This window comes from Pseudomonas sp. AFG_SD02_1510_Pfu_092 (assembly GCF_003331055.1).
Taxonomy (GTDB): Bacteria; Pseudomonadota; Gammaproteobacteria; order Pseudomonadales; family Pseudomonadaceae; genus Aquipseudomonas.
Genome location: NZ_PUQD01000002.1, coordinates 150247 through 175075 on the forward strand (window position 1 = coordinate 150247; position 24829 = coordinate 175075).

At 65.1% G+C, this 24829-nt stretch carries 20 protein-coding genes; 7 read left to right on the forward strand and 13 right to left on the reverse strand.

The annotated features are described in order from the left end of the window. The first annotated feature begins 204 nt into the window (after nt 1-204). Both cra and C6A77_RS01995 read left to right on the forward strand, forming a co-directional pair. Nucleotides 205-1200: a catabolite repressor/activator gene (gene cra / locus C6A77_RS01990; RefSeq protein ID WP_114167799.1), complete on the forward strand. Its 996-nt coding sequence runs from the start codon at nt 205-207 to the stop codon at nt 1198-1200. Between the two features lie 2 nt (nt 1201-1202). Continuing rightward, nucleotides 1203-1979, forward strand: coding sequence for a TatD family hydrolase (locus tag C6A77_RS01995; protein WP_114167800.1), 777 nt, complete (start codon nt 1203-1205; stop codon nt 1977-1979). Between the two features lie 477 nt (nt 1980-2456). Here the strand turns inward: C6A77_RS01995 and ampE are convergent, their stop codons facing one another. The 3 genes from ampE to C6A77_RS02025 all read right to left on the reverse strand — a co-directional run bounded on the left by ampE (nt 2457) and on the right by C6A77_RS02025 (nt 6104). Beyond that, on the reverse strand, nt 2457-3287 hold the full coding sequence (ampE, locus tag C6A77_RS02015) for a regulatory signaling modulator protein AmpE (protein ID WP_114167801.1): 831 nt from the start codon (nt 3285-3287) through the stop codon (nt 2457-2459). Beyond that, nucleotides 3284-3856 carry a 1,6-anhydro-N-acetylmuramyl-L-alanine amidase AmpD gene (ampD, locus tag C6A77_RS02020; protein WP_114167802.1) on the reverse strand — a complete coding sequence of 191 codons (573 nt, stop codon included), beginning with the start codon at nt 3854-3856 and terminating at the stop codon, nt 3284-3286. The genes ampE and ampD overlap by 4 nt, the downstream gene beginning before the upstream one ends. A gap of 88 nt (nt 3857-3944) precedes the next feature. After that, nucleotides 3945-6104, reverse strand: a complete 2160-nt coding sequence (locus C6A77_RS02025) for a DUF1631 domain-containing protein (RefSeq protein WP_114167803.1) — start codon at nt 6102-6104, stop codon at nt 3945-3947. A gap of 242 nt (nt 6105-6346) precedes the next feature. On the opposite strand from C6A77_RS02025, the gene nadC reads away from it, so the two are divergent. Continuing rightward, the gene (gene nadC / locus C6A77_RS02030) at nt 6347-7195 is read left to right on the forward strand and encodes a carboxylating nicotinate-nucleotide diphosphorylase (protein WP_114167804.1); all 849 of its coding nucleotides are present in this window, start codon (nt 6347-6349) and stop codon (nt 7193-7195) included. Between the two features lie 79 nt (nt 7196-7274). Here nadC and trxB read toward each other — a convergent pair whose 3' ends face one another. Next, a complete protein-coding gene (gene trxB, locus C6A77_RS02035; protein ID WP_114167805.1) occupies nt 7275-8237 on the reverse strand; it encodes a thioredoxin-disulfide reductase in 963 nt (320 codons plus the stop codon). A gap of 331 nt (nt 8238-8568) precedes the next feature. On the opposite strand from trxB, the gene cysZ reads away from it, so the two are divergent. Continuing rightward, nucleotides 8569-9297 (forward strand): sulfate transporter CysZ, encoded by a 729-nt coding sequence (gene cysZ, locus C6A77_RS02040; RefSeq protein ID WP_114167806.1) that lies wholly within the window; start codon nt 8569-8571, stop codon nt 9295-9297. A gap of 34 nt (nt 9298-9331) precedes the next feature. Here cysZ and C6A77_RS02045 read toward each other — a convergent pair whose 3' ends face one another. After that, on the reverse strand, nt 9332-10648 hold the full coding sequence (locus tag C6A77_RS02045) for a PAS domain-containing methyl-accepting chemotaxis protein (protein WP_114167807.1): 1317 nt from the start codon (nt 10646-10648) through the stop codon (nt 9332-9334). Between the two features lie 177 nt (nt 10649-10825). Here C6A77_RS02045 and C6A77_RS02050 point away from each other — a divergent pair, with 177 nt between their 5' ends. Beyond that, nucleotides 10826-12043, forward strand: a complete 1218-nt coding sequence (locus C6A77_RS02050; protein WP_114167808.1) for a glycosyltransferase family 1 protein — start codon at nt 10826-10828, stop codon at nt 12041-12043. A gap of 525 nt (nt 12044-12568) precedes the next feature. On the opposite strand, the gene C6A77_RS02070 is transcribed toward C6A77_RS02050, so the two are convergent. Together C6A77_RS02070 and C6A77_RS02075 are read right to left on the reverse strand one after the other, a co-directional pair. After that, on the reverse strand, nt 12569-13051 hold the full coding sequence (locus C6A77_RS02070; RefSeq protein ID WP_114167809.1) for a glutathione peroxidase: 483 nt from the start codon (nt 13049-13051) through the stop codon (nt 12569-12571). A gap of 145 nt (nt 13052-13196) precedes the next feature. Further along, nucleotides 13197-13682: a peptidylprolyl isomerase gene (locus tag C6A77_RS02075; protein WP_003259610.1), complete on the reverse strand. Its 486-nt coding sequence runs from the start codon at nt 13680-13682 to the stop codon at nt 13197-13199. On the opposite strand from C6A77_RS02075, the gene C6A77_RS02080 reads away from it, so the two are divergent. Together C6A77_RS02080 and pta are read left to right on the forward strand one after the other, a co-directional pair. Then, the gene (locus C6A77_RS02080; protein WP_114167810.1) at nt 13681-13983 is read left to right on the forward strand and encodes a DUF3565 domain-containing protein; all 303 of its coding nucleotides are present in this window, start codon (nt 13681-13683) and stop codon (nt 13981-13983) included. The two genes, C6A77_RS02075 and C6A77_RS02080, sit on opposite strands and share 2 nt — an antisense overlap. Nucleotides 13984-14014: 31 nt before the next feature. Continuing rightward, entirely contained in the window at nt 14015-16102 is a 2088-nt protein-coding gene (gene pta / locus C6A77_RS02085; RefSeq protein ID WP_114167811.1) for a phosphate acetyltransferase, read from the forward strand. Between the two features lie 180 nt (nt 16103-16282). On the opposite strand, the gene C6A77_RS02090 is transcribed toward pta, so the two are convergent. The 6 genes from C6A77_RS02090 to C6A77_RS02120 all read right to left on the reverse strand — a co-directional run bounded on the left by C6A77_RS02090 (nt 16283) and on the right by C6A77_RS02120 (nt 24825). Beyond that, nucleotides 16283-17002: an OmpA family protein gene (locus C6A77_RS02090; RefSeq protein WP_114167812.1), complete on the reverse strand. Its 720-nt coding sequence runs from the start codon at nt 17000-17002 to the stop codon at nt 16283-16285. Nucleotides 17003-17110: 108 nt separating this feature from the next. Next, nucleotides 17111-17752 (reverse strand): MBL fold metallo-hydrolase, encoded by a 642-nt coding sequence (locus C6A77_RS02095; protein WP_114167813.1) that lies wholly within the window; start codon nt 17750-17752, stop codon nt 17111-17113. 46 nt (nt 17753-17798) lie between these two features. Continuing rightward, on the reverse strand, nt 17799-18491 hold the full coding sequence (locus C6A77_RS02100; protein WP_114167814.1) for a HAMP domain-containing sensor histidine kinase: 693 nt from the start codon (nt 18489-18491) through the stop codon (nt 17799-17801). Continuing rightward, complete coding sequence (locus tag C6A77_RS02105) at nt 18488-20095, reverse strand: response regulator (RefSeq protein ID WP_114167815.1); 1608 nt, start codon at nt 20093-20095, stop codon at nt 18488-18490. The genes C6A77_RS02100 and C6A77_RS02105 overlap by 4 nt, the downstream gene beginning before the upstream one ends. A gap of 157 nt (nt 20096-20252) precedes the next feature. After that, nucleotides 20253-22967: a LuxR C-terminal-related transcriptional regulator gene (locus tag C6A77_RS02110; RefSeq protein WP_114167816.1), complete on the reverse strand. Its 2715-nt coding sequence runs from the start codon at nt 22965-22967 to the stop codon at nt 20253-20255. A 493-nt stretch (nt 22968-23460) separates the two neighbouring features. Then, nucleotides 23461-24825 carry a DUF1329 domain-containing protein gene (locus tag C6A77_RS02120; protein WP_114167817.1) on the reverse strand — a complete coding sequence of 455 codons (1365 nt, stop codon included), beginning with the start codon at nt 24823-24825 and terminating at the stop codon, nt 23461-23463. Nucleotides 24826-24829: the final 4 nt, after the last annotated feature.

Genomic DNA, 24829 nt, shown 5'->3' on the forward strand with positions numbered 1-24829 from the left:
GCACGAAAGGCAGCCGAGGCAGAAAATTCGGCAGCTGAAACGATTAATCTGACCAGACGGCCACGTTACTCGATAATCTGCCGAGGAAAAAGCCCCATCCTGTCGGACAATTGCGACAATGGTCGTCTGCGCGTGGCGCCCCTGCCGGGTCAAACTACCCGGTCAGGCTTCCCAGCCAGCCCCGGTAATAACAAGGAAAATTCGGTGAAACTCAGCGATATCGCCCGTCTGGCCGGTGTGTCCGTGACCACTGCCAGCTACGTCATCAATGGCAAGGCCGAACAACAACGCATCAGCAACAGCACTGTCGAGCGGGTACGCGCGGTGGTCGAGGCCCACGGCTTCACCCCCAACCCGCAGGCCGCTGGCCTGCGCAGCCGGCATACCCGCACGCTGGGCTTCATTCTCCCGGATCTGGAGAACCCCAGCTACGCCCGCATCGCCAAGCAGCTCGAGCAAGGTGCCCGGGCCCGCGGCTACCAGCTGCTGATCGCCAGCAGCGACGACCAGCCCGACAGCGAGCGCCAGTTGCAGCAGCTGTTCCGCGCGCGCCGCTGCGACGCGCTGTTCGTCGCCAGCTGCCTGCCGCCGGAAGATGACAGCTACCGCGAATTGCAGGACAAAGGCCTGCCGGTGATCGCCATCGACCGCCGCCTGGACCCTGCGCACTTCTGTTCGGTGATCAGCGATGACCGTGACGCCAGCCGGCAACTGGCCGCCAGCCTGCTCAGTGCCGCGCCGCGCAGCATCGCGCTGATCGGCGCACGCCCCGAGCTGTCGGTCAGCCAGGCCCGTGCCGGCGGCTTCGACGAAGCCCTGCAAGGCTATGCCGGGGACGTTCGCCGCTATCAGGGCGAAGCGTTCAGCCGTGAGTGCGGGCAGCGCCTGATGCAGCGACTGATCGACGAGCTTGGCGGCCTGCCGGATGCTTTGGTGACCACTTCGTACGTGCTGCTGCAAGGCGTGTTCGACGCCCTGCAGGCGCGCCCGGCCGACTCGCGTCAGCTGCAGCTGGGCACCTTTGGTGACAACCAGTTGCTCGACTTCCTGCCGCTGCCGGTGAATGCCATGGCCCAGCAGCATGGCCAGATTGCCGCCACCGCGCTGGAACTGGCCTTGGCGGCCATCGAAGAGAAACGCTACGAACCGGGTGTGCACGCCGTCGGCCGTACCTTCAAGCAACGTATCCCGGCGGCCTGAACATGCGCCTGATCGACACCCACACCCACCTCGACTTCCCCGACTTCGACGCCGACCGCCCGCGCCTGCTGGCCAACGCGGCGGCGCGCGGGGTGCAGCGGATGGTGGTGCTGGGGGTGTTCCAGGCGAATTTCCAGCGGGTGTGGGACCTGGCCTGCGCCGATCAGCGTTTGTTCGCCGCGCTCGGCCTGCACCCGATCTACCTCGACCAGCATCGCCCGGAGCACCTGGTGCAGTTGCGCGAGTGGCTGGAGCGCTTGCACGGCGACCCACGGCTCTGTGCCGTAGGCGAGTTCGGCCTGGACTACTACGTCGAAACGCTGGACAGGGCCAGCCAGCAGGAGCTGTTCGAAGCGCAACTGCAGATGGCCTGTGACTTCGCCCTGCCCGCCCTGCTGCACGTACGCCGCAGCCACGCCCAGGTGATCGCCACGCTCAAGCGCTACAAGCCGGCGCGCGCGGGGGTTATTCATGCGTTTGCCGGCAGCTACGAAGAGGCCCGCGAGTACATCAGGCTGGGCTTCCGGCTTGGCTTGGGCGGTGCGGCCACCTGGCCGCAGGCGCTGCGGCTGCGCAAGACCCTGGCGCGGCTGCCGCTGGACAGCGTGGTTCTGGAGACCGATGCGCCGGATATGGCACCGGTGATGTTCCCGGGAATGCGCAATAGCCCAGAGCATCTGCCGGAAATTGCCGGGGCGCTGGCAGATGTGATGGGCGTAGAGGTTACGGAGTTGGCTGAAGCCAGCAGCCGCAATGCCTGTGAGGTGTTTGGCTGGTAGGTACCGGGAGATTGTGCGGGGCTTTAGCCACGCGCACCGCGCCGCCTGCTTCGCGGGCTCGCCCGCTCCCACAGGGATCCGCGCAGACCTCGGGCTGACGCTGTACTTGTGGGAGCGGCTTTAGCCGCGAACACCGGCGCAGCCGATGCCATCCACCGCGCCGCCTGCTTCGCGGGTGAACCCGCTCCCACAGGGACCCGCGCAGACCTCGGGCTGACGCTGTACTTGTGGGGGGCTTTAGCCGCGAACACCGGCGCAGCCGGTGCCATCCACCGCGCTGCCTGCTTCGCGGGCTTGCCCGCTCCCACAGGGATCCGCGCAGGCCTCGGGCTGACGCTGTTCCTGTGGGAGCGGCCGTGGCCGCGAACACCGGCGCAGCCGGTGCCATCCACCGCGCCGCCTGCTTCGCGGGTGAACCCGCTCCCACAGGGATCGCGCCAGCTTTTAGAAATTGATCGCTGAGGTATGCGCCTGGCTTCAGACCAGCACGGTCCACAGTGCAAACCCGGCATACCACAGCACCGCACAGCGCAGCAGCAACTCCCACAGGCTGTCCAGCCGCCCCAGCCCGCGCTGGCTGTCTTCTTCCTCGGGAATGTCATCGGCAATCCGCCCGACCCGGGCCACCAGGTGCGCCGCGCTGATGTGCCAGTTGAGCACCTCGTGCAGCATCACCCGGGTGACCGCGAGGAAGTTGCCGACCAGGGCAAAGCTCAACGCCAATACCCGCACCGGCAACCAGTCCATGATATGGCGCAACTGCTCGGCGCGGGCCTTGAGCGCTGGCTGCCGGCCATGCTCGGCGCACAGCGCCAGCAGACGGTAGGCCAGCGCGGCCCCCGGCCCCAGCACGAAGTACCAGAAGATCACCGCGAAAAAGCCCTGGTAGACCTGCCACAACAGGTTGCCCTGCACGCGCACCAGCAAGCTGTGCGGCGCGTCGGCAACCAGCCCGAGATCACGTTCGGCCACATGCAGCGCAGCCTGGTCATCGCCGCGGCGCCAGGCATCGCGAAACGGCCCGAGCGACGCCTTGGCATCGCCGCGGCCCAGGCTGTAGATCAACACCAGCAAATGCACCGGCAAGGCCAGCAGGCCATACGCCACCGGGTCGAGCACATGCAGCAGCAACACCAGCAACGCTACCGGTGCCAGTACCAGAACCGCCAGCGTCCACCACGGATGCACCTTGCCGCTGCGCTCCAGGCGCACCAGTTCGCCGAGGAACAACCCGTCACGCTGCAGCCGATGGCGCAGGGCGGAAAATTTCTCGACCCACAGCGCCAGTAACAACACCAGGAAACTCATGCCTTGTCCTCGTTCTGCTGCAACGCTGCGCGATAACGCGGCCAGTCGAAGGCCTGGCCGGGGTCGGTCTTGCGTTGCGGGGCAATATCGCTGTGGCCCTGGATGCGGCCCAGGTCGATGGCCGGCCAGGCGTCGCGGATGTGCTGGGTCAGTTGCGTCAGCACCGCATACTGGGCATCGGTATACGGCAGCTCGTCGGTGCCTTCCAGCTCGATGCCGATGGAAAAATCGTTGCAGCCTTCGCGCCCGTCGAAGCACGACACCCCGGCATGCCAGGCGCGCTCGAGCAACGACACGAACTGGGTCACCGCACCGTCACGCTCGACGAACAGGTGGGCCGATACGGTCAGGTGATTGATGCTGGCGAAGTATGGGTGTTCGTCAGGGTCCAGGCGGTTCTGGAAGAATTGCTGGACCTTGCCGGTGCCGAAGCAGGCCGGCGGCAAGCTGATGTTGTGAATCACCAGCAGGGAGATCGATTCGCCTTCGGGGCGGGCATTGAAGTTCGGCGAGGGGCAGTGGGTGATTCCGATTCCGTGGAACCAGCCAGTGGCACGGTCCAATTGCATGGGGCAGATCCTGAAAGCGCCGTGAACAGAGCACCAGTATGCCCTGTGGCCAGCGCCGTTTGCATGTGAATGATTGTAATACCGGCGCCTAGAGCGCGCGTTGTTGCCGCAGCCCGTCGAGCACCGCCTCCAGCGCGCGCTCGAACAGCAGCCCGTCATCCAGCACCCGCACCTCGCCCCGGTGCAGTGCCTGGGCCAGGCTGGCAGCGTTCCATTCGCGCGCCTTCATGCCGGTGCGGTTGGCGAACACCAGCCGGTCGCTGCCGTCGATGCGCGCCACCAGCTTGCAACGCAGCGGTTCGCCCTCATCCAGTACTTCGACCCAGGTGCCGATGCGCAGGCGCTGCACCTGGCGCACTGCCGCAGCCTGGTCCTCGGCAAACTGCAACGGCGCGCAGGCCGGTTCCTCGGCAATCGCCAGCACGATGTCTTCGGCCACCAGCACATCACTCAGGGGCTGGCCCTCACTGCCAGGCTGCCCTGCGCCACCGGCGCAGGCGCGCAGATGCAACTGCTCCAGTTGCAGGAAGAATTCGCGCGTCGCTGCCGAGTCCAGGGCCACGCTGGCAAGGCCATCGCGCAATGCCTTGAGCAGGCCCGGCACCTGCTGCAGCAGGGCTTGCGGCTCATGCGGCGGGGTGATGCTGGCCAACAGCGTGTCCATCGTCTGCAAGGCCTCGCGCCAAGCCTGCGAAGCCTCGCCCTGCTTCAGCCAGGCCAGCAGCAGCACCTGGCTCCAGGCCTGCACCAGCATCTGCACCACCGCCTGCGGCAGCACCCGACCGCGCAGGCGCTGGTTGAGCACAAGCTGCACCTGCTGCCTGGCCTGCTGGGCCCGGGCGCGCCCCTCTTCGGCATCGCGGGTGCGTTGCTCGAGCAGCTCGTTGCGCCGCCGTTCATCCTGGTTGAAGGCGAGGAAATCTTCGAGAAGCTCGGCGAACACGCTGGTGTCTTCGGCAAAGTCGTTGAGCAGGCGCTGGACGATGCGCTCCACGCGCAGGTGCAAGCTGTCACGCAGGCCATCGCCACCGCACTCCCAACCAATGGCGGCGCCGGCGATCTCGTTGAGCAGCCGGCGGGCCGGGTGGCTGGGACGACTGAACAGCCCCTTGTCCAGCAGGGCGACTTTCAGCAGCGGAATATGCAGGCGTGCGATCAGCGCACGCAGGCTGGCCGGCAAGTTGTCGTCGTTCTGGATGAAGGCGAACAACAGGCCAACCAGGTTGATCATGTCTTCGTCGGCAACTTCGAGACGCCGACGCGTGCCGCTGCGCACACTGACCCGCAGCAGCAACTGTTCAAGCTGTTGGCCAAGCTCGAACTCGTCGGCCTCGTGGGTGGCGGGCACATAATGCTGCAGATGCGACAGCAACCGCAGCAGGTCGGCGGTGCTGATGGGGTGGGCGCTGGCGACCGTGTGCAAACGGGGCGCGAACTGCCCGCGCGCCGGCGCCAGCAGCGTCTGCAACGAGGCAAAGAAGGCTTGCCCTGCCGCGTCCGCGCCCACCTCGTGGCCGAGGCTCGACGGCCCGCGTCGTGCACTCAGGCGCCGGTCTTCGGCACGCCGGCGCGGCGCTGGCGGCAGCTCGGGCAACACCCCGGCCGCGGCCAGCAGCTGGTTGGCCTCAGCATAGATCACATCGGCGTCACGCAGCACGTAGCGCTCGAACAGTTTCAGCAGCACCAGTTTGACCCGCAGGCCTACCCCCAACTCGCGCCCGGCGTCGAGGAAATAACCGCACAAGGCAGCAGGCCCCAGCGGGTTGTGCTGTTCGTGCAGCGGGCGGTCGAGCAGCGCTTGCAAGCGCAGGCCCAGTTGCTGCAGGGCAATGCCATCGCGTGACAGCACCCGGGCGACCATGCCTTCGATGGCGGCGGCGCGCTCCACCTGGGCCTTGCTGCGCGGGTTGCCCGGTTGCACCAGGCGCGCCAGCAAGTCGACCTGGCCGATACCGGCAAAGGCGCCGTAGAACGTGTCGAGAAAACCACGCTCGATGCTCTTGCGCTTCAGGCGCAGGTCGCGCATGGCCTCGAAATACAGGTTCTGCTCAGCGCGATCGAAGGCCTTGTCGGCCATCGCGAAAAGGGTGTCGTCGGCGTTGTCGAACAAGCCCTGCAGGCCCTGGCGCAGCTGCAAGGCAGCCTTGTCGCGGACCTGCAGCAACACCACCGGAAGGCAAGGCAGAGGCGCACGCCCGCCTCGGTCGATGGCTGCCGCCAAGGGCACCACCTTGCCTTCTTTTTGCATCCCGTACTCCTTGCAGGGTGTCTCGCCCGAAAGGGCAGAAGATCGTCAAAGTCATGACGCCAAATACTGGTCGTCATTATCGGTAAAAAATCGTACTGCTGCCAGCGCCGTTTCACTGGCTGGCTAGTGACAGTGATTTGCGCCAGTTGCTCGCACGCGCCGACCAAAGGTCATCGCCAAGGCGGCTGTACACACCGGCCCCCTGCCCTATAATCGCCGGCATCTAGCTTGTGGAGCCGACCATGCCGAACCTACGCCTTGCCGACCTGACCGCTGAAATCGAAGCCAACGTGCGCCGCGCGCTGCTTGAGGACATCGGCAGTGGCGATATCACCGCGCAGCTGATCCCGGCCGAGCGCCTGGCCAAGGCGACCATCATCACCCGCGAAGACTGCGTGATCGCTGGCAGCGCCTGGGTCGATGCGGTGTTCCGCCAGCTCGACCCGCGCGTGGCAGTGCACTGGCAGGTGGCCGACGGTGAACGCGCCACGGCCAACCAGGTGTTGTTCCACCTCGAAGGCCCGGCACGTTCGCTGCTCAGTGGCGAGCGCAGTGCGCTGAACTTCCTGCAGATGCTGTCGGGGGTCGCCACCCGTGCGCGCTTCCTGGCCGACCTGGTGCAAGGCACCCAGGTGCGCCTGCTGGACACCCGCAAGACGCTGCCCGGCCTGCGCCTGGCGCAGAAATACGCGGTCACCTGCGGCGGCTGTGACAACCACCGCATCGGCCTGTACGACGCCTTCCTGATCAAGGAAAACCACATCGCCGCCAGCGGCGGGGTAGCCGAGGCAGTAGCGGCGGCGCACCGCATTGCGCCGGGCAAGCCGGTGGAAATCGAAGTGGAAAGCCTGGACGAACTGCGCCAGGCGCTGGCTGCCGGCGCCGACATCATCATGCTCGACGAACTGAACCTGGAAGAAATGCGCGAAGCCGTGCGCATTACCGCCGGCAAGGCCAAGCTGGAAGCCAGTGGCGGGGTCAACGAGACGACCTTGCGGGTGATTGCCGAGACTGGGGTGGACTACATCTCGATCGGTGCCATGACCAAGGATGTGAAGGCGGTGGACCTGTCGATGCGGTTGAGCCTGTGAGCTGATTGCGCGCAGAAAAAAACCGGCCATTTGAGCCGGTTTTTTATTGGGGGCGTTTTGCGCCCCTTTCGCGCGCGAATCAGAACGAGGCGTTGGCCAACCCGTCCAGGTAGCGCTCGACGTCCAGCGCCGCCATGCAGCCGGCACCGGCCGAGGTGATGGCCTGACGGTAGACATGGTCCGCCACGTCGCCGGCGGCGAACACGCCCTCGACGTTGGTAGCCGTGGCATTGCCTTCGCGGCCGCCGTTGACCACCAGGTAGCCGTCCTTCAGGTTCAGCTGGCCTTCGAACAGCGAGGTGTTCGGGGTGTGGCCAATGGCGATGAACACGCCGTCGACCTTGATTTCGTCGCTGCTGCCGTCGTTGTTCTTCAGGCGCGCACCGGTCACGCCCATGTTGTCACCCAGCACTTCGTCCAGGGTGGCGTTGAGCTTGAGCTCGATCTTGCCTTCGGCAACCCGCGCGTGCAGCTTGTCGACCAGGATCTTCTCGGCGCGGAACGTGTCGCGACGGTGCACCAGGGTGACCTTGCTGGCGATGTTGGCCAGGTACAGGGCCTCTTCCACGGCAGTGTTGCCGCCGCCCACCACTGCAACCGGCTTGTTGCGGTAGAAGAAGCCGTCGCAGGTAGCGCAGGCCGAAACGCCCTTGCCCATGAAGGTTTCTTCCGACGGCAGGCCCAGGTAGCGGGCGCTGGCGCCGGTGGCGATGATCAGCGCGTCGCAAGTGTACTTGCCGCTGTCACCTTGCAGGGTGAATGGCTTGTTGGCCAGGTCGACGGCGTTGATGTGGTCGAAGACGATTTCGGTTTCGAAACGCTCGGCGTGCTCCTGCATGCGCTGCATCAGGGCCGGGCCGGTCAGGCCATGGGGGTCGCCCGGCCAGTTGTCGACTTCGGTAGTGGTGGTCAGCTGGCCACCGGCCTGCATGCCGGTGATCAGCAGCGGCTTGAGGTTGGCACGGGCGGCATACACCGCGGCGCTGTAACCGGCAGGGCCGGAACCGAGAATGATGACGCGCGAATGACGTACTTCAGACATTTCGAACTCCTGTCGAGCGGGCCGCAGGTGCCGGCATCGGTGTGCCGGCTGCGCCAGCTGGAAAATTAAAAGGGACCCACGCAGCACTTGGGGAAGGCTACAACGCGCAGGCCCGAAAAGCGGAAAGTTGAGCGCACTGTAGCGAGGTGGCAAAGATTAAGGAAATATCCTTCGACAATCCACCTCATAGGCATCGTCTATTCAGCGATTTGATCGATAGGCAAACGCCTGCCGCTTTTGTTACAGCCCGTTTCCCAGTCGCTGCCCACCTTTCGTCGCCGCGGCAAACTCGGTAAGGTCAGCGCGTTTTCCTTCTCTGCGGAGTGTCTCGATGCAAGCCCCTGTCCTCTCTGGCCCCCAGTACCTGCGCGAAGGCCTGAAACTGGTGCTGAGCCCCAACCTGCGGTTGTTCGTGCTGCTGCCGCTGGCGGTCAACCTGTTGCTGTTCGGCGGCCTGATCTACTTCGCCGGCCACCAGTTCAGCCTGTGGGTGGACGCCCTGATGCCGAGCCTGCCGAGCTGGCTGAGTTTTCTCACCTACATCCTCTGGCCACTGTTCGTCGCCCTGGTGGTGTTGATGGTGTTCTTCACCTTCACCCTGGTGGCCAACATCATTGCCGCGCCGTTCAACGGCTTTCTGGCGGAAAAGGTCGAGGTGGTGGTGCGCGGCCAGGACAACTTCCCGGCGTTCAGCTGGGGCGAGCTGATCGCGATGGTGCCGCGCACCTTCGGCCGGGAGATGCGCAAGCTGGGCTATTTCCTGCCACGGGCCATCGCCCTGTTCATCCTGTCGCTGATCCCGGTGGTCAACGTGGTCGCGGCGCCGCTGTGGCTGATTTTCGGGGTGTGGATGATGGCGATCCAGTACATCGACTACCCGGCGGACAACAACAAGATGAGCTGGCAGGACATGCTCGCCTGGCTGCGCAGCAAGCGCTGGCAGTCACTGGGCTTTGGCGGCATCACCTACCTGGCGCTGATGATTCCGCTGGTGAACGTGCTGATGATGCCGGCGGCGGTGGCCGGCGCCACGTTGTTCTGGGTACGCGAGCGCGACTGACCCCTGCCACAGGGGCCTAGTCAATTTCAGGGCCTCACTGCCCCAGCCGGTTGGAAAACTGCCCCACTACATCCACCACCCGCTTCGCCCCGTCCTGAATCTCGACAATCACGTTCCCCGTCTCGTCGGCCAGCGCCAGGCCCTGCTCGGCCTGGCGCTTGCTGGTGTCGATGATCGCCACGGCCGCCTGCGCCAGTTGCTCGTTCTGCTGCACCACCCGGGCGATTTCCTCGGTGGCGGTGCTGGTGCGCGAAGCCAGCTGGCGCACTTCATCGGCAACCACGGCGAAGCCCCGGCCCTGCTCGCCCGCGCGGGCCGCTTCGATGGCTGCGTTGAGCGCCAGCAGGTTGGTCTGCCCGGCAATGTCGCTGATGGTCTTGATGATCGAACCGATCACTCGCGACTGGGTGTCCAGGGCCTGGATGCCTTCGGCGGCTTCCTGCATCGAGGCTTCCAGCCCACGCATCACGCTGACCGTCTGGGTCACCACGTCGGTCGCCTTGCGAGCGCTGGCGTCCGTGCCCAGCGACGTGTTGAAGGCCACATCCGCCGCCTCGGCCACAGCCTGCTCCTGGTTGACCTGATCGGTAATCACGGTGGCGAACTTGACCACCTTGTAGAGCACGTCATGGGCGTCGAAGATCGGGTTGTACGAGGCTTCCAGCCACACCACCCGGCCGTGGGCATCGATCCGCTTGAAGCGGTCGGCAACGTACTCGCCACGGCGCAACTTGTCCCAGAAGGCCTGGTAGGCGGGCGAACTGGTTTCCTCGGGCTCGCAGAACATGCGGTGGTGCTTGCCGCGAATCTGTTCCAGGCGATAACCGACGGTGCTCAGGAACCGTTCGTTGGCGGTGAGGATGGTGCCGTCGAGGGCGAACTCGATCACTGCGGTGGAACGCATCAGCGCCTTGATCAGGCTTTCATGCTCGCGGGAGGTCTCGATGGTGCGGGTTAGGTCGCTGGAGTGCAGGGTGAAGTACCTGATGCGCCCTTCGCTGTCCTTGACCGGCTGCAGGATCGAGCGTAACCAGGCTTCCTGGCCATTGCCGCGCAGCAGGCGGAATGCGCCGTTCAGGTGCTCTGCGCGGCTGATCGCGTCCTTCATGCGCTGGTAGAAGTCCAGGGTTTTCACATGGGCGGGGACGATGTCCTCGATGTTACGCCCAAGCAACTGGTCGGCCCGGTAGAGCATCTCGCTCTCGAAGTTGCCGTTGACCATCTCGATTCGCCCCTGGGGGTCGAGTTGCAGCACCAGCATCTCGCTGTCGAGGCTGCTCTTGACCTGTTCGATGGACATCAGGTCTTCGCGCAGCTGCCGGATTTCTTGCTTGAGCTTATTGTTGAACATCACCGCTCTCCTGGAGCGAATCAGATAGTCGGATGCCTTTGCATCGGCTGCCGGTGTGGCCTCTTGAGCGGCCTGCAAGGAAAAATTCATCAAGCGAAAAGCGCCGGTGATCAGGCGTCATCTGTACGTCACCTGGCGGTCACATTGGCGCAACCGAGCAGGCGGAAACTTCTTGTCATGAATACACCCGCGCTACGCATTACCCTGGTCAGCGAAACCTTCCCACCGGAAATCAACGGCGTGGCCAATACCCTTGGCCGCCTCAGCGAAGGCTTGCGCCAACGCGGCCACGAGGTCGAAGTGGTGCGCCCGCGCCAGGTCGGCGAGGGCCCGGCGCACAACGCCCCGAACTTGGTGCTGTGCCGCGGCTGGCCGCTGCCTGGCTACCCCGGTTTGCAATGGGGCGAGGTGTCGATGCACAAGCTGTTGCGCCACTGGCGTCGGCAACCTCCGGATGTGCTGTACATCGCCACTGAGGGGCCGCTCGGGCTCAGCGCATTGCGTGCAGCGCGGCGCCTGGGGGTCGCGGTGGTCAGCGGTTTTCATACCAACTTCCCGCAGTATTCCGGGCAATACGGGCTGGGCCTGCTGACGCGCCTGCTCACCCATTACCTGCGCTGGTTCCACCGGCGCACGGCGATCACCCTGGTACCCAGCCTCAGCCAGCGCCTGGAGCTTGAACGGCGCGGCTTCGAACGCCTGGCACTGATGGCGCGGGGGGTGGATGCCGGCCTGTTCAACCCGGCCCGGCGCAGCCAGGCGTTGCGTGAACGCTGGGGGCTTGGCCCGGACGACATCGCCGTACTGCATGTAGGGCGCCTGGCGGCGGAAAAGAACCTGGGTTTGCTGCGGCCTTCCCTACAGGCGCTGCAGACGGCTTATCCACAGAAGCGCCTGCGCCTGGTACTGGTGGGTGACGGCCCGCAGCGCGCCGCCCTCGAACAGCAGCTGCCCGATGCCGTGTTCTGCGGTGCCCAACGGGGCGAGGTGCTGGCCGAGCACTATGCCAGCGGCGACCTGTTCCTGTTCCCGAGCCTGACCGAAACCTTTGGCAATGTGGTGCTCGAAGCCATGGCATCGGGGCTGGCGGTGGTCGCTTATGACGAAGCGGCGGCTGCGCAGCATATACGCCATGGCCACAGTGGCGCGTTGGCCATGCCGGGGGATCAGATGGCCTTTATCGATGCGGCCTGCTGGCTGCTCGAAGAAGAGGAAACCTTGCGCCGGGTGCGCCTGAATGCGCGGCGGCATGCCAGCCGCCAGGGCTGGCCGGCGATTGTCGAGCAGTTTGAAGGGTACCTGTATGGCGCCTGCCGGCAAATCGCCCCTGCATTTGAAAAGGCCGAAGCAACCACAATGGCGATCAAGCCAGGCTCACCAGCACCTCGCGGCTGAATGATCGCGTGCCGGCTACGGGCTTCGGGTTCACACGGTCACTGTGGGAGCGGCCATGGCCGCGAACACCGGCGAAGCCGGTGCCATACACCGCGCTGCCTGCTTCGCGGGTGAACCCGCTCCCACAGGTACCGCACAGGCCTCGGGCTTACGCTGTACTTGTGGGAGCGGCTTTAGCCGCGAACACCGGCGAAGCCGGTGCCTTACACCGCGTTGCCCGCTCCCACAGGTACTGCGCGGGCTTCGGGCTCACACGGTCACTGTGGGAGCGGCCATGGCCGCGAACACCGGCGAAGCCGGTGCCATACACCGCGCTGCCTACTTCGCGGGTGAACCCGCTCCCACAGGTACCGCACAGGCCTCGGGCTTACGCTGTACCTGTGGGAGCGGCTTTAGCCGCGAACACCGGCGAAGCCGGTGCCATACACCGCGTTGCCTGCTTCGCGGGCTTGCCCGCTCCCACAGGTACTGCGCGGGCTTCGGGCTCACACGGTAAGCGATGGGCCGCAAAGCGGCTCCAGGCATTCAGGCAAGCGCTTTCTCGATAGCCTGCACCACCGCCGGGTCATCCGGTGCGGTACGCGGCGAGAAGCGCGCCAATACCCGCCCGTCCTTGCCAACCAGGAACTTCTCGAAGTTCCAGGTAATGTCGCCAGGGAACTCGGCGCCCTCACCCGCCAGCAGGCGATACAACGAATGACGCTGCGGCCCGTTGACTTCCAGCTTGGCCCCCAACGGAAAGCTCACCCCGTAATTCAGGCTGCAAAAGTCCTGAATTTCCTTTTCGCTGCCCGGCTCCTGGCCGGCAAACTGGTTGCACGGCAGGCCAAGCACGTTGAAGCCCTGGTCCTTGTAAACCTGGTAGAGGTTCTCCAAGGCCTTGTACTGCGGCGTGAGACCACACTTGGAGGCAACATTGACCACCAGCACCACTTGGCCCTTGAACGGTGCCAGGGGCAGTTCCCCGCCGTTCAGCGCGTCCAGTTTCAGCTCGTGAAATGCACTCATGATGACATCCCCTCTCAGGTTCGCGGTCGCCGCGCAGGCGAATTCCGCCCACTAAAAAGGCGCTCGTGCAAACCGTCCACCTCCCGTAGGAAGGCCAATCGGCTTGCCCGAGCGCCTGGCGACTTTCTGAGCTTAGCGCAGAAAATCAGTGGTGATGGCCACCTTCACCGTGGATGTGACGGTGAGCGATTTCTTCGTCGCTGGCGTCACGCACGTTGACTACCTTGACCTGGAAGGTCAGACGCTGACCGGCCAGTGGGTGGTTGCCGTCGACGGTGACGTCGTCGCCGTCGATGTCGCGGATGGTCACGATCTGCATCTGGCCATCCGGCGCCGAAGCGTGGAACTGCATGCCCACTTCCAGCTCGTCGACACCTTCGAACAGGCTGCGGTTCAGGGTGCTGACCAGTTCGGCCAGGTATTCGCCGTAGGCGTCTTCCGGCTCGATGGAAACGTTCAGCTCGTCACCGGCCTGTTTGCCTTCCAGGGCTTTTTCCAGGCCTGGGATGATGTTGCCGGCACCGTGCAGGTAAACCAGCGGCGCGCCACCGGCGGAGCTGTCGATGGTCTCCCCGGCGTCGTTGGTCAGGGTATAGTCGATGGAGACAGCCTTGTTGGCGGCGATCAGCATGGGGCAAGACCTTTTGCAAAAGAATGTAGAGCGGACAAGTGTAACCAAGCCATCGCCCGATTGCGACCGCACTGCGGATGAGCAGCGGCCCATCAGTCGGATCAGCGGTTTCCATCAGGACGAAGAGGGCCACTGGGTGGCCGAACTGTCCTGCGGCCATACCCAGCACCTGCGCCACCAACCGCCGTGGCAGGCACGCCCCTGGGTGCTCGACCCGGCCCAGCGCGCGCAGCGCATCGGCCAGCCTTTCGCTTGCGGCTGGTGCGCACAGGGGGCCGATAGCGCTACCCTTGGCCGTTAATTTCTTGCACCGCTTATTCCGAGAAGCACGCATGCAGACATTTTTCATCGCGCCGACCGACTTTGGTGTCGGCCTGACTTCGATCAGCCTGGGCCTGGTGCGCACCTTGGAGCGCGCCGGCCTGAAGGTCGGCTTCTTCAAGCCGATCGCCCAGCCTCACCCCGGTGACACCGGCCCCGAGCGCTCCACCGAACTGGTCGCCCGCACCCACGGCATCCGCCCACCGGTGCCGCTGAGCCTGGCCCAGGTCGAGCGCATGCTCGGCGACGGCCAGCTGGACGAACTGCTCGAAGAAATCATCCGCCTGTACCAGCAAGCCTGCGTCGGCAACGATGTGGTGGTGGTCGAGGGCATGGTGCCCACGCGCCACGCCAGCTACGCGGCGCGGGTCAACCTGCACCTGGCCAAGAGCCTGGATGCCGAGGTGATCCTGGTATCGGCCCCGGAAAACGAAGTGCTCAGCGAGCTGTCTGGCCGGGTCGAACTACAGGCCCAGCTGTTCGGCGGCCCGCGCGACCCGAAAGTGCTCGGGGTCATCCTCAACAAGGTGCGCACCGAGGAAAGCATGGCGGACTTTTCCACCCGCCTGCGCGAGCATTCGCCGCTGCTGCGCGGCAACGACTTCCGCCTGCTCGGCTGCATCCCCTACCAGCCCGAACTGAACGCCCCGCGCACCCGCGACGTGGCCGACCTGCTCGGTGCGCAGGTGCTCAACGCCGGCGACTACGAGCAGCGGCGCATGAGCAAGATCATCATCTGCGCGCGCACCGTGGCCAATACCGTGCCGTTGCTGACCTCCGGCACGCTGGTGGTGACCCCGGGCGACCGCGACGACATCATCCTCGCCGTCAGCCTGGCAGCGATCAACGGGGTGCCGCTGGCAGGCCTGCTGCTGACCAGCGACGGCAAGCCCGACCCACGCATCCTCGGCTTGTGCCGCGGCGCCCTGCAGGCCGGCCTGCCGATTCTGTCGGTCAGCACCGGTTCGTACGACACCGCCAACCAGCTCAACTCGCTGAACCGCGAAATCCCGGTGGACGACCGCGAGCGCGCCGAATTCATCACCGACTTCGTCGCCAGCCACCTCGACGCGGCCTGGCTGCACCAGCGTTGCGGCACCCCGCGCGAACTGCGCCTGTCACCGGCGGTGTTCCGCTACCAGCTGATCCAGCGGGCGCAGCAGGCCAACAAGCGCATCGTCCTGCCGGAAGGCGCCGAACCGCTGCTGGTGCAGGCTGCAGCCATCTGCCAGGCACGCGGCATTGCCCGCTGCGTGCTGCTGGCCAAGCCTGAAGATGTCGATGCGGTGGCCCGCGCACAGGGCATCAGCCTGCCGCCGGGCCTGGAGGTGCTCGACCCCGAGGTGATTCGCGGGCGCTATGTGGAGCCGATGGTCAAGTTGCGCAAGAGCAAGAACCTCAACGCGCCGATGGCCGAGCAGCAACTGGAAGACCCGGTGGTGATCGGTACCATGATGCTGGCGCTGGACGAGGTGGACGGCCTGGTCTCGGGCCTGGTGCACTCCACCGCCAATACCATTCGCCCTGCCCTGCAGCTGATCAAGACCGCGCCGGGTTCGAGCCTGGTGTCGTCGGTGTTCTTCATGCTGTTCCCCGAGCAGGTGCTGGTGTACGGCGACTGCGTGATGAACCCGCACCCCAATGCCGCCGAACTGGCCGAGATCGCCCGCCAGAGTGCCGAATCGGCGCAGGCCTTCGGCATCGCGCCGCGGGTGGCGATGATCAGCTATTCAAGCGATTCGGCCAGCGACGAGGAAGTCGGGAAAGTGCGCGAGGCGACCCGCCTGGCACAGGACGCTGCGCAGGGGCTGCTGATCGATGGGCCGCTGCAGTATGACGCCGCAGCCAACCCGGCGATTGCCCGCGACCTGGCGCCGCACAGCCCGGTGGCCGGGCGTGCCACGGTGTTCGTGTTCCCCGACCTGAATACCGGCAACACCACCCACAAGGCGGTGCAGCGCAGTACCGACGGGGTCAGCCTGGGGCCGATGCTGCAAGGGCTGCGCAAGCCGGTGAATGACTTGCCGCGCGGGGCGCAGGTGGACGATATCGTGCATACCATTGCCCTGACCGCTATCCAGGCCAGCGTAACGCACTGAAAAGCCGGGGCTGCTTTGCAGCCCATCGCCGGCAAGCCAGCTCCCACAGGGATCGCGCCAGCCTTTAGAAATTGAGTAAGACAGTTGCTCCCACAGGTCCGGCACAAGGCTCAACGCTGTGCAAATCCCAGTGGGAGCTGGCTTGCCAGGGATGGGCCGCACAGCGGCCCCGAGGATAGATCAAGGGTACTGCTGAACCTGGCCTTGCTGGTCATACTGCTGACCCGGAATCGGCTTCAGGTTCACTTCCACCCGGCGGTTCTGCGCGCGGCCATTGGCGTCGGCGTTGCTGGCGATCGGCTGGTCCGGGCCCATGCCGCGTACGGAGATACGCGAGGCATCCACACCCTGCGAGGTCAGGTAGGTACTGACCGCCTGCGCGCGGCGCTGCGACAGGTCCATGTTGTGCTGGCGGCTGCCGGTGCTGTCGGTGAAACCAACCACTTCGATGGTGTTCTGGTTGAATTGCTTGAACGAACCGGCCAGGTTGTTCAGCGGCTGGTAGAAGCTTGGCGAGATGTTCGCCGAGTCGGTCGCGAAGGTGATGTTGCCCGGCATGATCAGCTTGATCTGGTCACCCTGGCGCTGCACTTCCACACCGGTGTTGGCCATTTGCGCACGCAGCTCGGCTTCCTGCTTGTCGGCGTAGTAGCCATAACCGGCGGCGGCAGCACCCACGGCGGCGGCGCCGATCAGCGCACCCTTGCCACGGTTGTTGTGGTCGATGGCGGCACCGGCAATGGCGCCGGCCAGCGCGCCCAGGCCACCGTACTTGGCGGTCTTGCTCATCCCTGTGGAGCCTTGCGCCTGTCCCTGGCTGTCATAAGGGTTCTGACCGGCACAGCCAGTCATCAGGGCAGCGGCGGTTGCGACGATAATCAGACGACGCATGGTGAACATGGACAAGCTCCTACTGAATTCATGAATGCGACAGATCGCAAAGGGATCTATGCCAGCCTTGGATTGCATCGGCAACGAAAAATTCCATTAAAGTGCCTTCATGTGCCATCAGGCACGCACGAAGGGGTTTTCGCGCATCTCGTCGCCCAGGCGGGTATCAGGCCCGTGGCCGGTCACCACGATGGCCTCCTCGTCCAGCCGGTACAGCCGTTCCTTGATCGAACGCACGATCGCCCTCTGGTCGCCGCCCCACAGATCGGTACGGCCAATGCCACGGCGGAACAGGGTGTCACCGGCGATCAGCAGCTTGGCGTCGGCGAACCAGAAGCTCATCGAGCCCGGCGTATGACCAGGGGTATGCAACGCCACGCCGCAGCCACAGGCCAGCTCTTCGTCATCGCCCAGCCAACGGTCGGGGGCCGGCACTGGCGTATAGGGCACACCGAACATCTGGCACTGCATTTCCAGGTTGTCCCACAGCGCTTGGTCGTCCTTGTGCAGGTGCAGCGTGGCGCCGGTCAGCTCCTTGAGCTTGCCCGAGGCGAGAAAGTGATCGAAGTGCGCGTGGGTGTGGATGATGCTCACCAGCGTCAGCCCGTGGGCCTGCAGCCGGGCCAGGATCTTGTCCGGGTCACCGCCCGGATCGACGACGATGGCCTTTTTGCTCAGCGGGTCGCCGATCAGCGTGCAGTTGCATTGCAGGGGCCCTACGGGGAAGGTTTCGCGGATGAGCGCTGAATTGCTCTGCATACGTATCTCCAAGCTAGATACCTGAAACGCTGACCTGAATAACGTTTCAAGGCAAGAACAACCTGAACAACCCGCCCCCAAGCGCCCCGCCATTGGTGATCTCGATCCGCCCACGCACCCCGCCGCTTTCGTGCAATGCGGCAATCCGCGCGGCAAAATACAGCCCCAGGCCGGTGCTGCCGCTGTTCGAATCGATGCCCTGGATGAATTCTTCCTGGCGTTCGAGCATGCGCTGTGGATAACCCGGGCCGTCATCGTTGACGCAGATGACCAGCTGGTTGTCCGCTTCCTCGATGGTGATCAGCAAGGCCTGTTGGGCGAAGCGCGTGGCGTTGTTGAGCACGTTGGCGACCACCGAAGCGACCAGTTCACGGTCGAAGAAGCCCAGCGGGTTGTCGGTGTCGATGCGCCAGGTTGCTGCAATGTTCTTGTGCTTCAGCACCTCTTCGTGCGCGGCCAGCTGGGCTTCGATGAAGTCGTCCAGTTCATGGTAGTCCGGGCACACCGGTAGCTGGTTCACCCCCAGCTTGTACAGCCCCAGCAGTTGCACCAGCATGCCGTTGAGGTGACGGAACTCATGTTCCATGACCCCTTGCTCGGCGCCGCCGCGCAGTTCCTCGGGCAAGCGCTGCACCCACTGGTTGTGGGACTGGATCAGTGCCGACAGGGTGTTTTTCAGGTCATGCACGGTGGAGGCGATCACCGTGGAGAAGTCCAGCCCCTGATTGTCTTGATTCATGCGCCGAACACCCGGATGTGCAATTTGCGATAGCGGTCGTAGCGGTTGTCACTGGCGGGAATGCCGGCCACGCTGGTCAGGGCGTCGCGGCACTCCTGCATGATCGCCGGCTGCGGGTTGTCCCCGCCGATGCGCAGCAGCGCCTGGGCGGTGTTGAGGGCGATGCTGATATTCTTCGGCTGCATCCCCAGCGCCTTGCGGAACAGCTGCAACGCCTCGCCGAGCTGGCCGCCCTGGTAACTGCGCACACCCTGGCGATTGAGCGTGACCGCTTCGGTGATGGCGTTGAGCACGCTGGGGTCGTCCGTCAGCTTGCCGACTCTCTCCATGACCTTGGGGTCATCGCCATAGCTTTCCACACAACCGCGCAGCACGCCGATGGCGGCGGCTTCCTGCCCCATGGCCTGCAACTGCGCGGCAACGGTCAGGGCCGAATCCACCGAGAAGAACTGGTTCATCTTGTCCAGGCGCTGAATAGCCTGCTCGGTCAGCTTGGCCGCCGTTTCCGGGTCGCCGGCCTGCTGCAGGCTGGCGGCCTTCATCATGCGCGCACGCACCTGCAAGCCCTGGTCCTCGGGGTTTTCCTTGGCCACCTCGCTGAGCGTGGCGTTGATTTCGACCCGGGTGCGCGCATCCAGGCCAAAACCGGCATTCTTGTTCATCAATGCCTGGACCAGGCCGAGGTTGTTTTCCGCGTCCTTGTAGCGCGAACTCTGGCCTTGGGTCACCGCGTGGCGGAAGGCTTTCGAAGCGCTCTCGAAATCTTCGTTTTCCAGCGCCAGCTTGCCCAGCGTCGATTGCCGGCGCACCGACAGCGGCGACAGGCGCACGGCTTCTTCGAGCATGTTCTGTGCACGCCGGGTTTCGCCCTGGGCCACCAGCACTTCGGCCATGCCGTCGTAAAGGCCCGGCATGATCGGGAAGGCCTTGAGCCCCTGTTCGTACACGCCCTGGGCCTGGGCATTCTGGCCACGCTTGTGCAGCAGGTTGCCCAGTGCCGAGTACACCCACGGCTGCGGTCGGCTGGCAAGAATGGCCCGGAGGAATTTTTCCAGCTCTTCGAAGCGATTGAGGTTGCGCAAGGCATCGGCCCGATAACGGAGGCACAGCGGCGCCAGGCGCGGGTCGCGTTTGCATAGCTCGGCGCAAGCCGCCAGCACTTCGCCCGGGCGATGGCGGTCCAGGGCCTGCAGAATCGGCTTGAGCAGGTTCTTGCGCTGGTACAGCTTCTCGACGCGCTGGGCCAGGCCAACCCGGTTGAACGGTTTGGTCAGGTAGGCATCGGGCTCGTGCTCGATGGCGCTGAGGACAATGGCCTGGCTGCTCTCGGCCGTGACCATGATGAATACACATTCATGGCTGATGTGCTTGTCGATGATCAGGTCTTCCAGTACCTGTTGGCCGTTCTTCTTGCCGTCGCCCAGGTGGAAGTCCTGCAAAATCACGTCGTAGCGCTTCTGCGCACACATGCGCAGCGCCGCCTCGCCACTGTCAGCGGTGTCCACGTCACGCGCGCCCAGCTCGCGCAGCATGGAACGGGTCGACGTGCGAAAGTCGGTAAAGTCGTCGACGATCAGAAAGCTCTTTTGCCCATACTGCAGCATCAACACGACCTGCCTTGGAATGATTGAAAAATCGCGCGAAGCGATGCCACCGCTAGCTGTATCGGCAGCCGGCCGGGAAAGATGAGGATAGAGCATTCGCGGCCAGCAACCGTGGCCCTGAACATGACTTTAGCGGGCAATAGCGTGCGCGGCCAACTCAGGCCAGCAGCCCCAGGGATTTGGCCTTGGCCACCGCTTGGGTACGCCGCTCCACCCCCAGCTTGCTGTTGATGTGGCTGGCGTGGGTCTTGACCGTGTGCAGGGAAATGAACAGCCGCTCGCTGATCTGCTGGTTCGAGCAACCTTGGGCGATCAGCTCGAGCACGGCCAGCTCGCGGCCACTCAGGGCTTCGCCGCTGCCGCTGCTGGCGCCAGGCATCTGTGGCAGGCGCTTGAGCAGCTCGGCCTGTACCGGGCAGGCGCCAGTTGCCTGCAGCTGTTCGTGCAGCCACTGCGGATGCTGCTGCAGCAACGGCTGGAACGGTTGCAGCACACCGCCGTGGGCGGCCTCCAGCAAGCTCGGCAGCAACCGGGCGGCCTGGCCCTCGCGGCCTTCGCCCAGCAACAAGCCGAGCCACTGACACAGCGCGCTGACGGCGAGCATCATGCCGCCACTGGCCTGGCCGCGCTCGACCAGCCCGGCCAGGCGTTGCGCCGCCTCGTCGCTGCGGCCCTGGATACGTTCGAGCAGGGCCTGCTGCAAGGCGATGTGCAACGGCAGCAACGGGTGGAACTCCGGGGCCGGCGCCGGTTGCTCGCCGCCATAGGTCTGGCCCAGCCGCAGCAACCAGGACTCGGCCAGGTCGATGCGCCCCTGGGCCAGCCACAGCTCGCATTTGACCAAGGTGATCATGGCCAGGTAGTAGACCGGCGGCACATCCCAGATGTGCATCAACCGCTCGGCCTCGGCCAACTCGGCAAAGGCCTCGGCAAACTGCCCGTCCCGGCCATCGAGCGTGGCGATCACGCAGTGGCCGATGAGCACGCTGATGTCGCGGCAGGCCCGCGCCTCGCCCAGCCCCGCGCGCAAACGGGCACGGCCCTGGCCAGGTTGCAGGCGCGAGACCAGCAGGTAGCCTTCGTACAGCGTCAGGCGCGCGCGCACGGCATACAGGCGCTGTGCCGAAAGCCCTTGCAGGCGTTGCAGGCCCTCGCGCACTTCGTCCAGCGCGCGCAGCACCTCGCCACGGGCATGCAGCACCCGCGCCCGGTCGTAATGGGCCAGCGCCTCGAACAACGGGTTGCCGACCCGTTGGGCCAGCTCCAGGGCTTCGCGGTTCCAGCCACGGGCGCGCCAGAAATCGCCATCGGCGATCGCCAGGTTGGACAGCGTCGACAGGCACACCAGGCGTTGCCCATAGCGCTTGCTCGGCAGGCTCTGCAGCGCTTCGGTGCAATAGGCCAGGGTGCGCTCGCGGTCGCCCCGACCGCGGGCGATCACCCCGCTCAGCGCCAGCCACTGGGCCAGCATGGACTTTTGCGCGGTGACCGAAGGCGCGGGCAGGAAGCGGCTGAGGTAACCCGCCAGCTCCTCGGCGGCGTCCAGCTGACACGCCAGGCCCAGTGCCCAGCTGTACAGCACGATCAAGCGCGGGGTGCTGATCAGCAGGCTGTCGGGCAGGTCCATCTTCCAGCGCAGCAACATGCCGACGTTCTGCTCCGCCAGCAGCTGCTCCTCGGACAGGCTCTGCACCAGGTTGGCGGCCACATCGAGATGGCCGGCACGCAGCGCCTGCTCCACCGCTTCGTCCAGCAGGCCCTGGCTTTCGAACCAGCGGCAGGCACGCAACTGCAGCCCTGTCAGCGGCTCGCTGGCCTGGCGGCTGCGCAGCAGGTCGGAGAACAGGTGGTGATAGCGGAACCAGTGACCATGCTCGTCCAGCGGCACCAGGAAAACCTGGTGCGCCTGCAGGAAGCGCAGGATAGCGGCACTGTCCTGGCGGTCGCGCACGGCATCGCACAGCGGCGCGCAGAAGCGCTCCTGGCAGGCCGTGTCGTAGAGGAAGGCCTGCACATCGGCAGGCAGCATGTCGATGACTTCTTCCAGCAAGTAGTCGCGGATCAAGCCTTCGCCGCCATGCAAGGCCTGGGGCAAGGTCTCGTCAGCGGACTCGCTGGCCGCCAGCTGCCAGAAGCGCAACCCGGCCACCCAGCCGTCGCTGCGCTGGATCAGGTTGTCCAGGGCCTGGCCGCGCAGGCCGGTAGGTTGGCGGCCGATGACGGCCAGCGACTCTTCGGCGGTCAGGCGCAGATCCTGTTCATTCAGCTCGACCAGTTGCCGCGACAGGCGCAGGCGCGCCAGGTGCCAGTCCGGGCGCTGGCGACTGGTGACCAGCAGCACCAGGCCCGGGGGCAGATGATTGAGGAAGAACTGCAGGCACCGGTCCAGCACCGGTCCCTGGGCCAGGTGATAGTCGTCCAGCACCAGCAACAAGGGCGTGTCCGCCTGCAGGTACTGCGCCAGTTCGTCGAGCAGGCTGTCGAGCCATTCCTCGAAGGCGAAAGGCTGATGACGCTGGCGCATTTTCAGCAGGCCCATGGCCTGTCCGCCCAGCGCCGGGCAGTACTGCTGCAGGCCTTCGAGCAGGCGTTCGAGGAAGCGGCCCGGGTCGGCATCCCGTTGGCTCAGGCCCAGCCACAGGCTGCGCCAGTGTTCGGGCAGCGCTTCGCAAAATTCGATGGCCAGCGAGCTTTTGCCGAAACCGGCCGGGGCGTTGACCAGCAGCAGCCGCCCGCCGAGACCAGCGTGCAGGCGTTGGCAAAGGCGCAGGCGCGGCACGTGGCCGTCCGGCAGGGGCGGCCGGAAGAAACGCCCGTCCAGCAGGCCCAAGGCCTGGCTGGCGAATCCATGCGTACGGGACAGATCTGTCATGGCCGGCTCGTTCTGGTTGGAAGATTACGGCGGTATGGATCTTTGCGAGACTAGCGGGTAACGCTGCGCATTTGAAGATAATGGGCACAATTGCCGAGGAAAAGACTGAGACAAAAAGCAACATGGCTGATGGACAACGGCTGCGGCGGGGGTTTGCTGAGGTATTCACCAGATTGATTGCCTGCTCCGGCCTCTTCGCGGGTGAACCCGCTCCCACATGGGGTTGGCGCAGGCCTGGGGCTCGTGCTGTGCCTGGACTGCCCCCAAGGGTGTGGATTTTTTGTCCAATTTCTTGGGGGCAGCCCAGCCTGTGGGAGCGGCTTTAGCCGCGAACACCGGCGCAGCCGGTGCCATGCACCGTGTCACTTGCTTCGCGGGTTGGCGCGATTCCTGTGGGAGCGGGCGCGCCCGCGAAGGGGCCGGGGCAGGGAAACAGAAACGCCCCGGGCAAGCCGGGGCGTTCTGGGGATCACACGGAGTGCGGTATTTCAGGTCAGCGAATGCCCGACTGGCGCAGCGCCGCCGGCTGGAAGTCGGCCTTGCTGGCGCTGAAGCCGAAGTCGTAGGCACGCTTCTCTTCGTTCTTCATGCCCAGCGCCAGGTAACGGCCCGATTGCAGGTCATAGATGGCCTCCAGGGTGTACCACGGCACCTCCACGTTGTAGTACGGCTGCGCATGCGCCTCGGACACCCGCCACAGCTGCCCACGCCCGTCATACTGGTCGATCACCGCGGCCTGCCAGGTGTCCTCGTCGATGTAGAAGTCACGCTTGGCATAGATGTGCCGCTGGCCCGGCTTGAGGGTGGCGACCACGTGCCACACGCGACGCAACTCGTAACGGGTCAGGTCCTGGTTGATGTGCCCGGCCTTGATGATGTCGGCGTATTTGAGCTTGGGGTCGTCGAGCTTGAAGGCGTTGGAGGCGATGTACAGCTCCTTCTTGCCTTCCAGCTTCCAGTCATAGCGGTCCGGCGCGCCGTTGAACATGTCCAGGTTGTCCGAGGTGCGCAGGCCGTCGGCAGCGGTACCCGGGCCGTCGTACGACACTTGCGGCGCCTGGCGCACGCGACGCTGGCCAGCGTTGTAGATCCACGCCTTGCGCGGCTCCTTCACCTGGTCGAGGGTTTCGTGCACCAGCAGCACGGTCCCGGCCAAGCGCGCAGGCGCGGTCACTTCCTGCTTGAAGTAGAACAGGATATTGCCCGGGTTGCTCGGGTCGTAGTCCTTCATCCTCTCGCGGAAGACGAACTGGTCAGAGAAGTACACCGGGTTGAACGAGCCGTTCTGCTGCGGCGTGGCCTGGGTCACCAGGCGGCTGACGCTGCCGCCACGGTAGCGGGTGATATGGTTCCAGATCACCTCCAGGCCGCTTTTCGGGATCGGGAACGGCACCGCTGTGCGGAAATTGTTCAAGCCGTTGCCGCCTTCCACCAAGGTGGTCTTGGTGGCGTTTTCCTTGATGGCGGCGAACACATCAGCCGGTACCGTGGAGCCGCGATGGGTCTTGAACACCGGGATCCTGAAGCTGTCCGGGTAGCGCTTGAGCATGGCCAGCTGGCCCGGCGAGAGCTTGTCCTTGTACTGGTCGGCGTTCTGCGCGGTGATGGTGAACAGCGGCTTTTCAGTACCGTAAGGGTCGGACAGGAAGCCCTTGGCGTCGGCGCTGCCGGCGCTCTTCGACAGCGGCTCCCACGGGCCGATCGAGCCATCGGCATTGCCGGCCTTTTCGGCGCCCATCGGGGTCAGGCTAGTGCCCAGCTTGGCCGCCTCGTCGACGGATACCGCAGCCATGACGCTGGTCGCCAGCAGGGACAGGCCCAGTACACCGGCTTGCAGCAGACTTCTGGTCTTGTTCATGTCG

What these genes read in the sequence shown, in the direction of transcription:
- C6A77_RS02120 (WP_114167817.1), bottom strand. Translation starts at nt 24,825, where the DNA reads ATGAACAAGACCAGAAGTCTGCTGCAAGCCGGTGTACTGGGCCTGTCC.
- ampD (WP_114167802.1), bottom strand. Translation starts at nt 3,856, where the DNA reads ATGCAATTGGACCGTGCCACTGGCTGGTTCCACGGAATCGGAATCACC.
- C6A77_RS02075 (WP_003259610.1), bottom strand. Translation starts at nt 13,682, where the DNA reads ATGCTGATCGCCGCCAACAAGGCTGTCTCCATCGACTATACCCTGACC.
- C6A77_RS01995 (WP_114167800.1), top strand. Translation starts at nt 1,203, where the DNA reads ATGCGCCTGATCGACACCCACACCCACCTCGACTTCCCCGACTTCGAC.
- ampE (WP_114167801.1), bottom strand. Translation starts at nt 3,287, where the DNA reads ATGAGTTTCCTGGTGTTGTTACTGGCGCTGTGGGTCGAGAAATTTTCC.
- C6A77_RS02025 (WP_114167803.1), bottom strand. Translation starts at nt 6,104, where the DNA reads ATGCAAAAAGAAGGCAAGGTGGTGCCCTTGGCGGCAGCCATCGACCGA.
- C6A77_RS02070 (WP_114167809.1), bottom strand. Translation starts at nt 13,051, where the DNA reads ATGAGTGCATTTCACGAGCTGAAACTGGACGCGCTGAACGGCGGGGAA.
- C6A77_RS02100 (WP_114167814.1), bottom strand. Translation starts at nt 18,491, where the DNA reads ATGAATCAAGACAATCAGGGGCTGGACTTCTCCACGGTGATCGCCTCC.
- trxB (WP_114167805.1), bottom strand. Translation starts at nt 8,237, where the DNA reads ATGTCTGAAGTACGTCATTCGCGCGTCATCATTCTCGGTTCCGGCCCT.
- C6A77_RS02080 (WP_114167810.1), top strand. Translation starts at nt 13,681, where the DNA reads ATGGGGCAAGACCTTTTGCAAAAGAATGTAGAGCGGACAAGTGTAACC.
- C6A77_RS02095 (WP_114167813.1), bottom strand. Translation starts at nt 17,752, where the DNA reads ATGCAGAGCAATTCAGCGCTCATCCGCGAAACCTTCCCCGTAGGGCCC.
- C6A77_RS02050 (WP_114167808.1), top strand. Translation starts at nt 10,826, where the DNA reads ATGAATACACCCGCGCTACGCATTACCCTGGTCAGCGAAACCTTCCCA.
- cysZ (WP_114167806.1), top strand. Translation starts at nt 8,569, where the DNA reads ATGCAAGCCCCTGTCCTCTCTGGCCCCCAGTACCTGCGCGAAGGCCTG.
- C6A77_RS02045 (WP_114167807.1), bottom strand. Translation starts at nt 10,648, where the DNA reads ATGTTCAACAATAAGCTCAAGCAAGAAATCCGGCAGCTGCGCGAAGAC.
- C6A77_RS02105 (WP_114167815.1), bottom strand. Translation starts at nt 20,095, where the DNA reads ATGCTGCAGTATGGGCAAAAGAGCTTTCTGATCGTCGACGACTTTACC.
- C6A77_RS02110 (WP_114167816.1), bottom strand. Translation starts at nt 22,967, where the DNA reads ATGACAGATCTGTCCCGTACGCATGGATTCGCCAGCCAGGCCTTGGGC.
- C6A77_RS02090 (WP_114167812.1), bottom strand. Translation starts at nt 17,002, where the DNA reads ATGTTCACCATGCGTCGTCTGATTATCGTCGCAACCGCCGCTGCCCTG.
- pta (WP_114167811.1), top strand. Translation starts at nt 14,015, where the DNA reads ATGCAGACATTTTTCATCGCGCCGACCGACTTTGGTGTCGGCCTGACT.
- nadC (WP_114167804.1), top strand. Translation starts at nt 6,347, where the DNA reads ATGCCGAACCTACGCCTTGCCGACCTGACCGCTGAAATCGAAGCCAAC.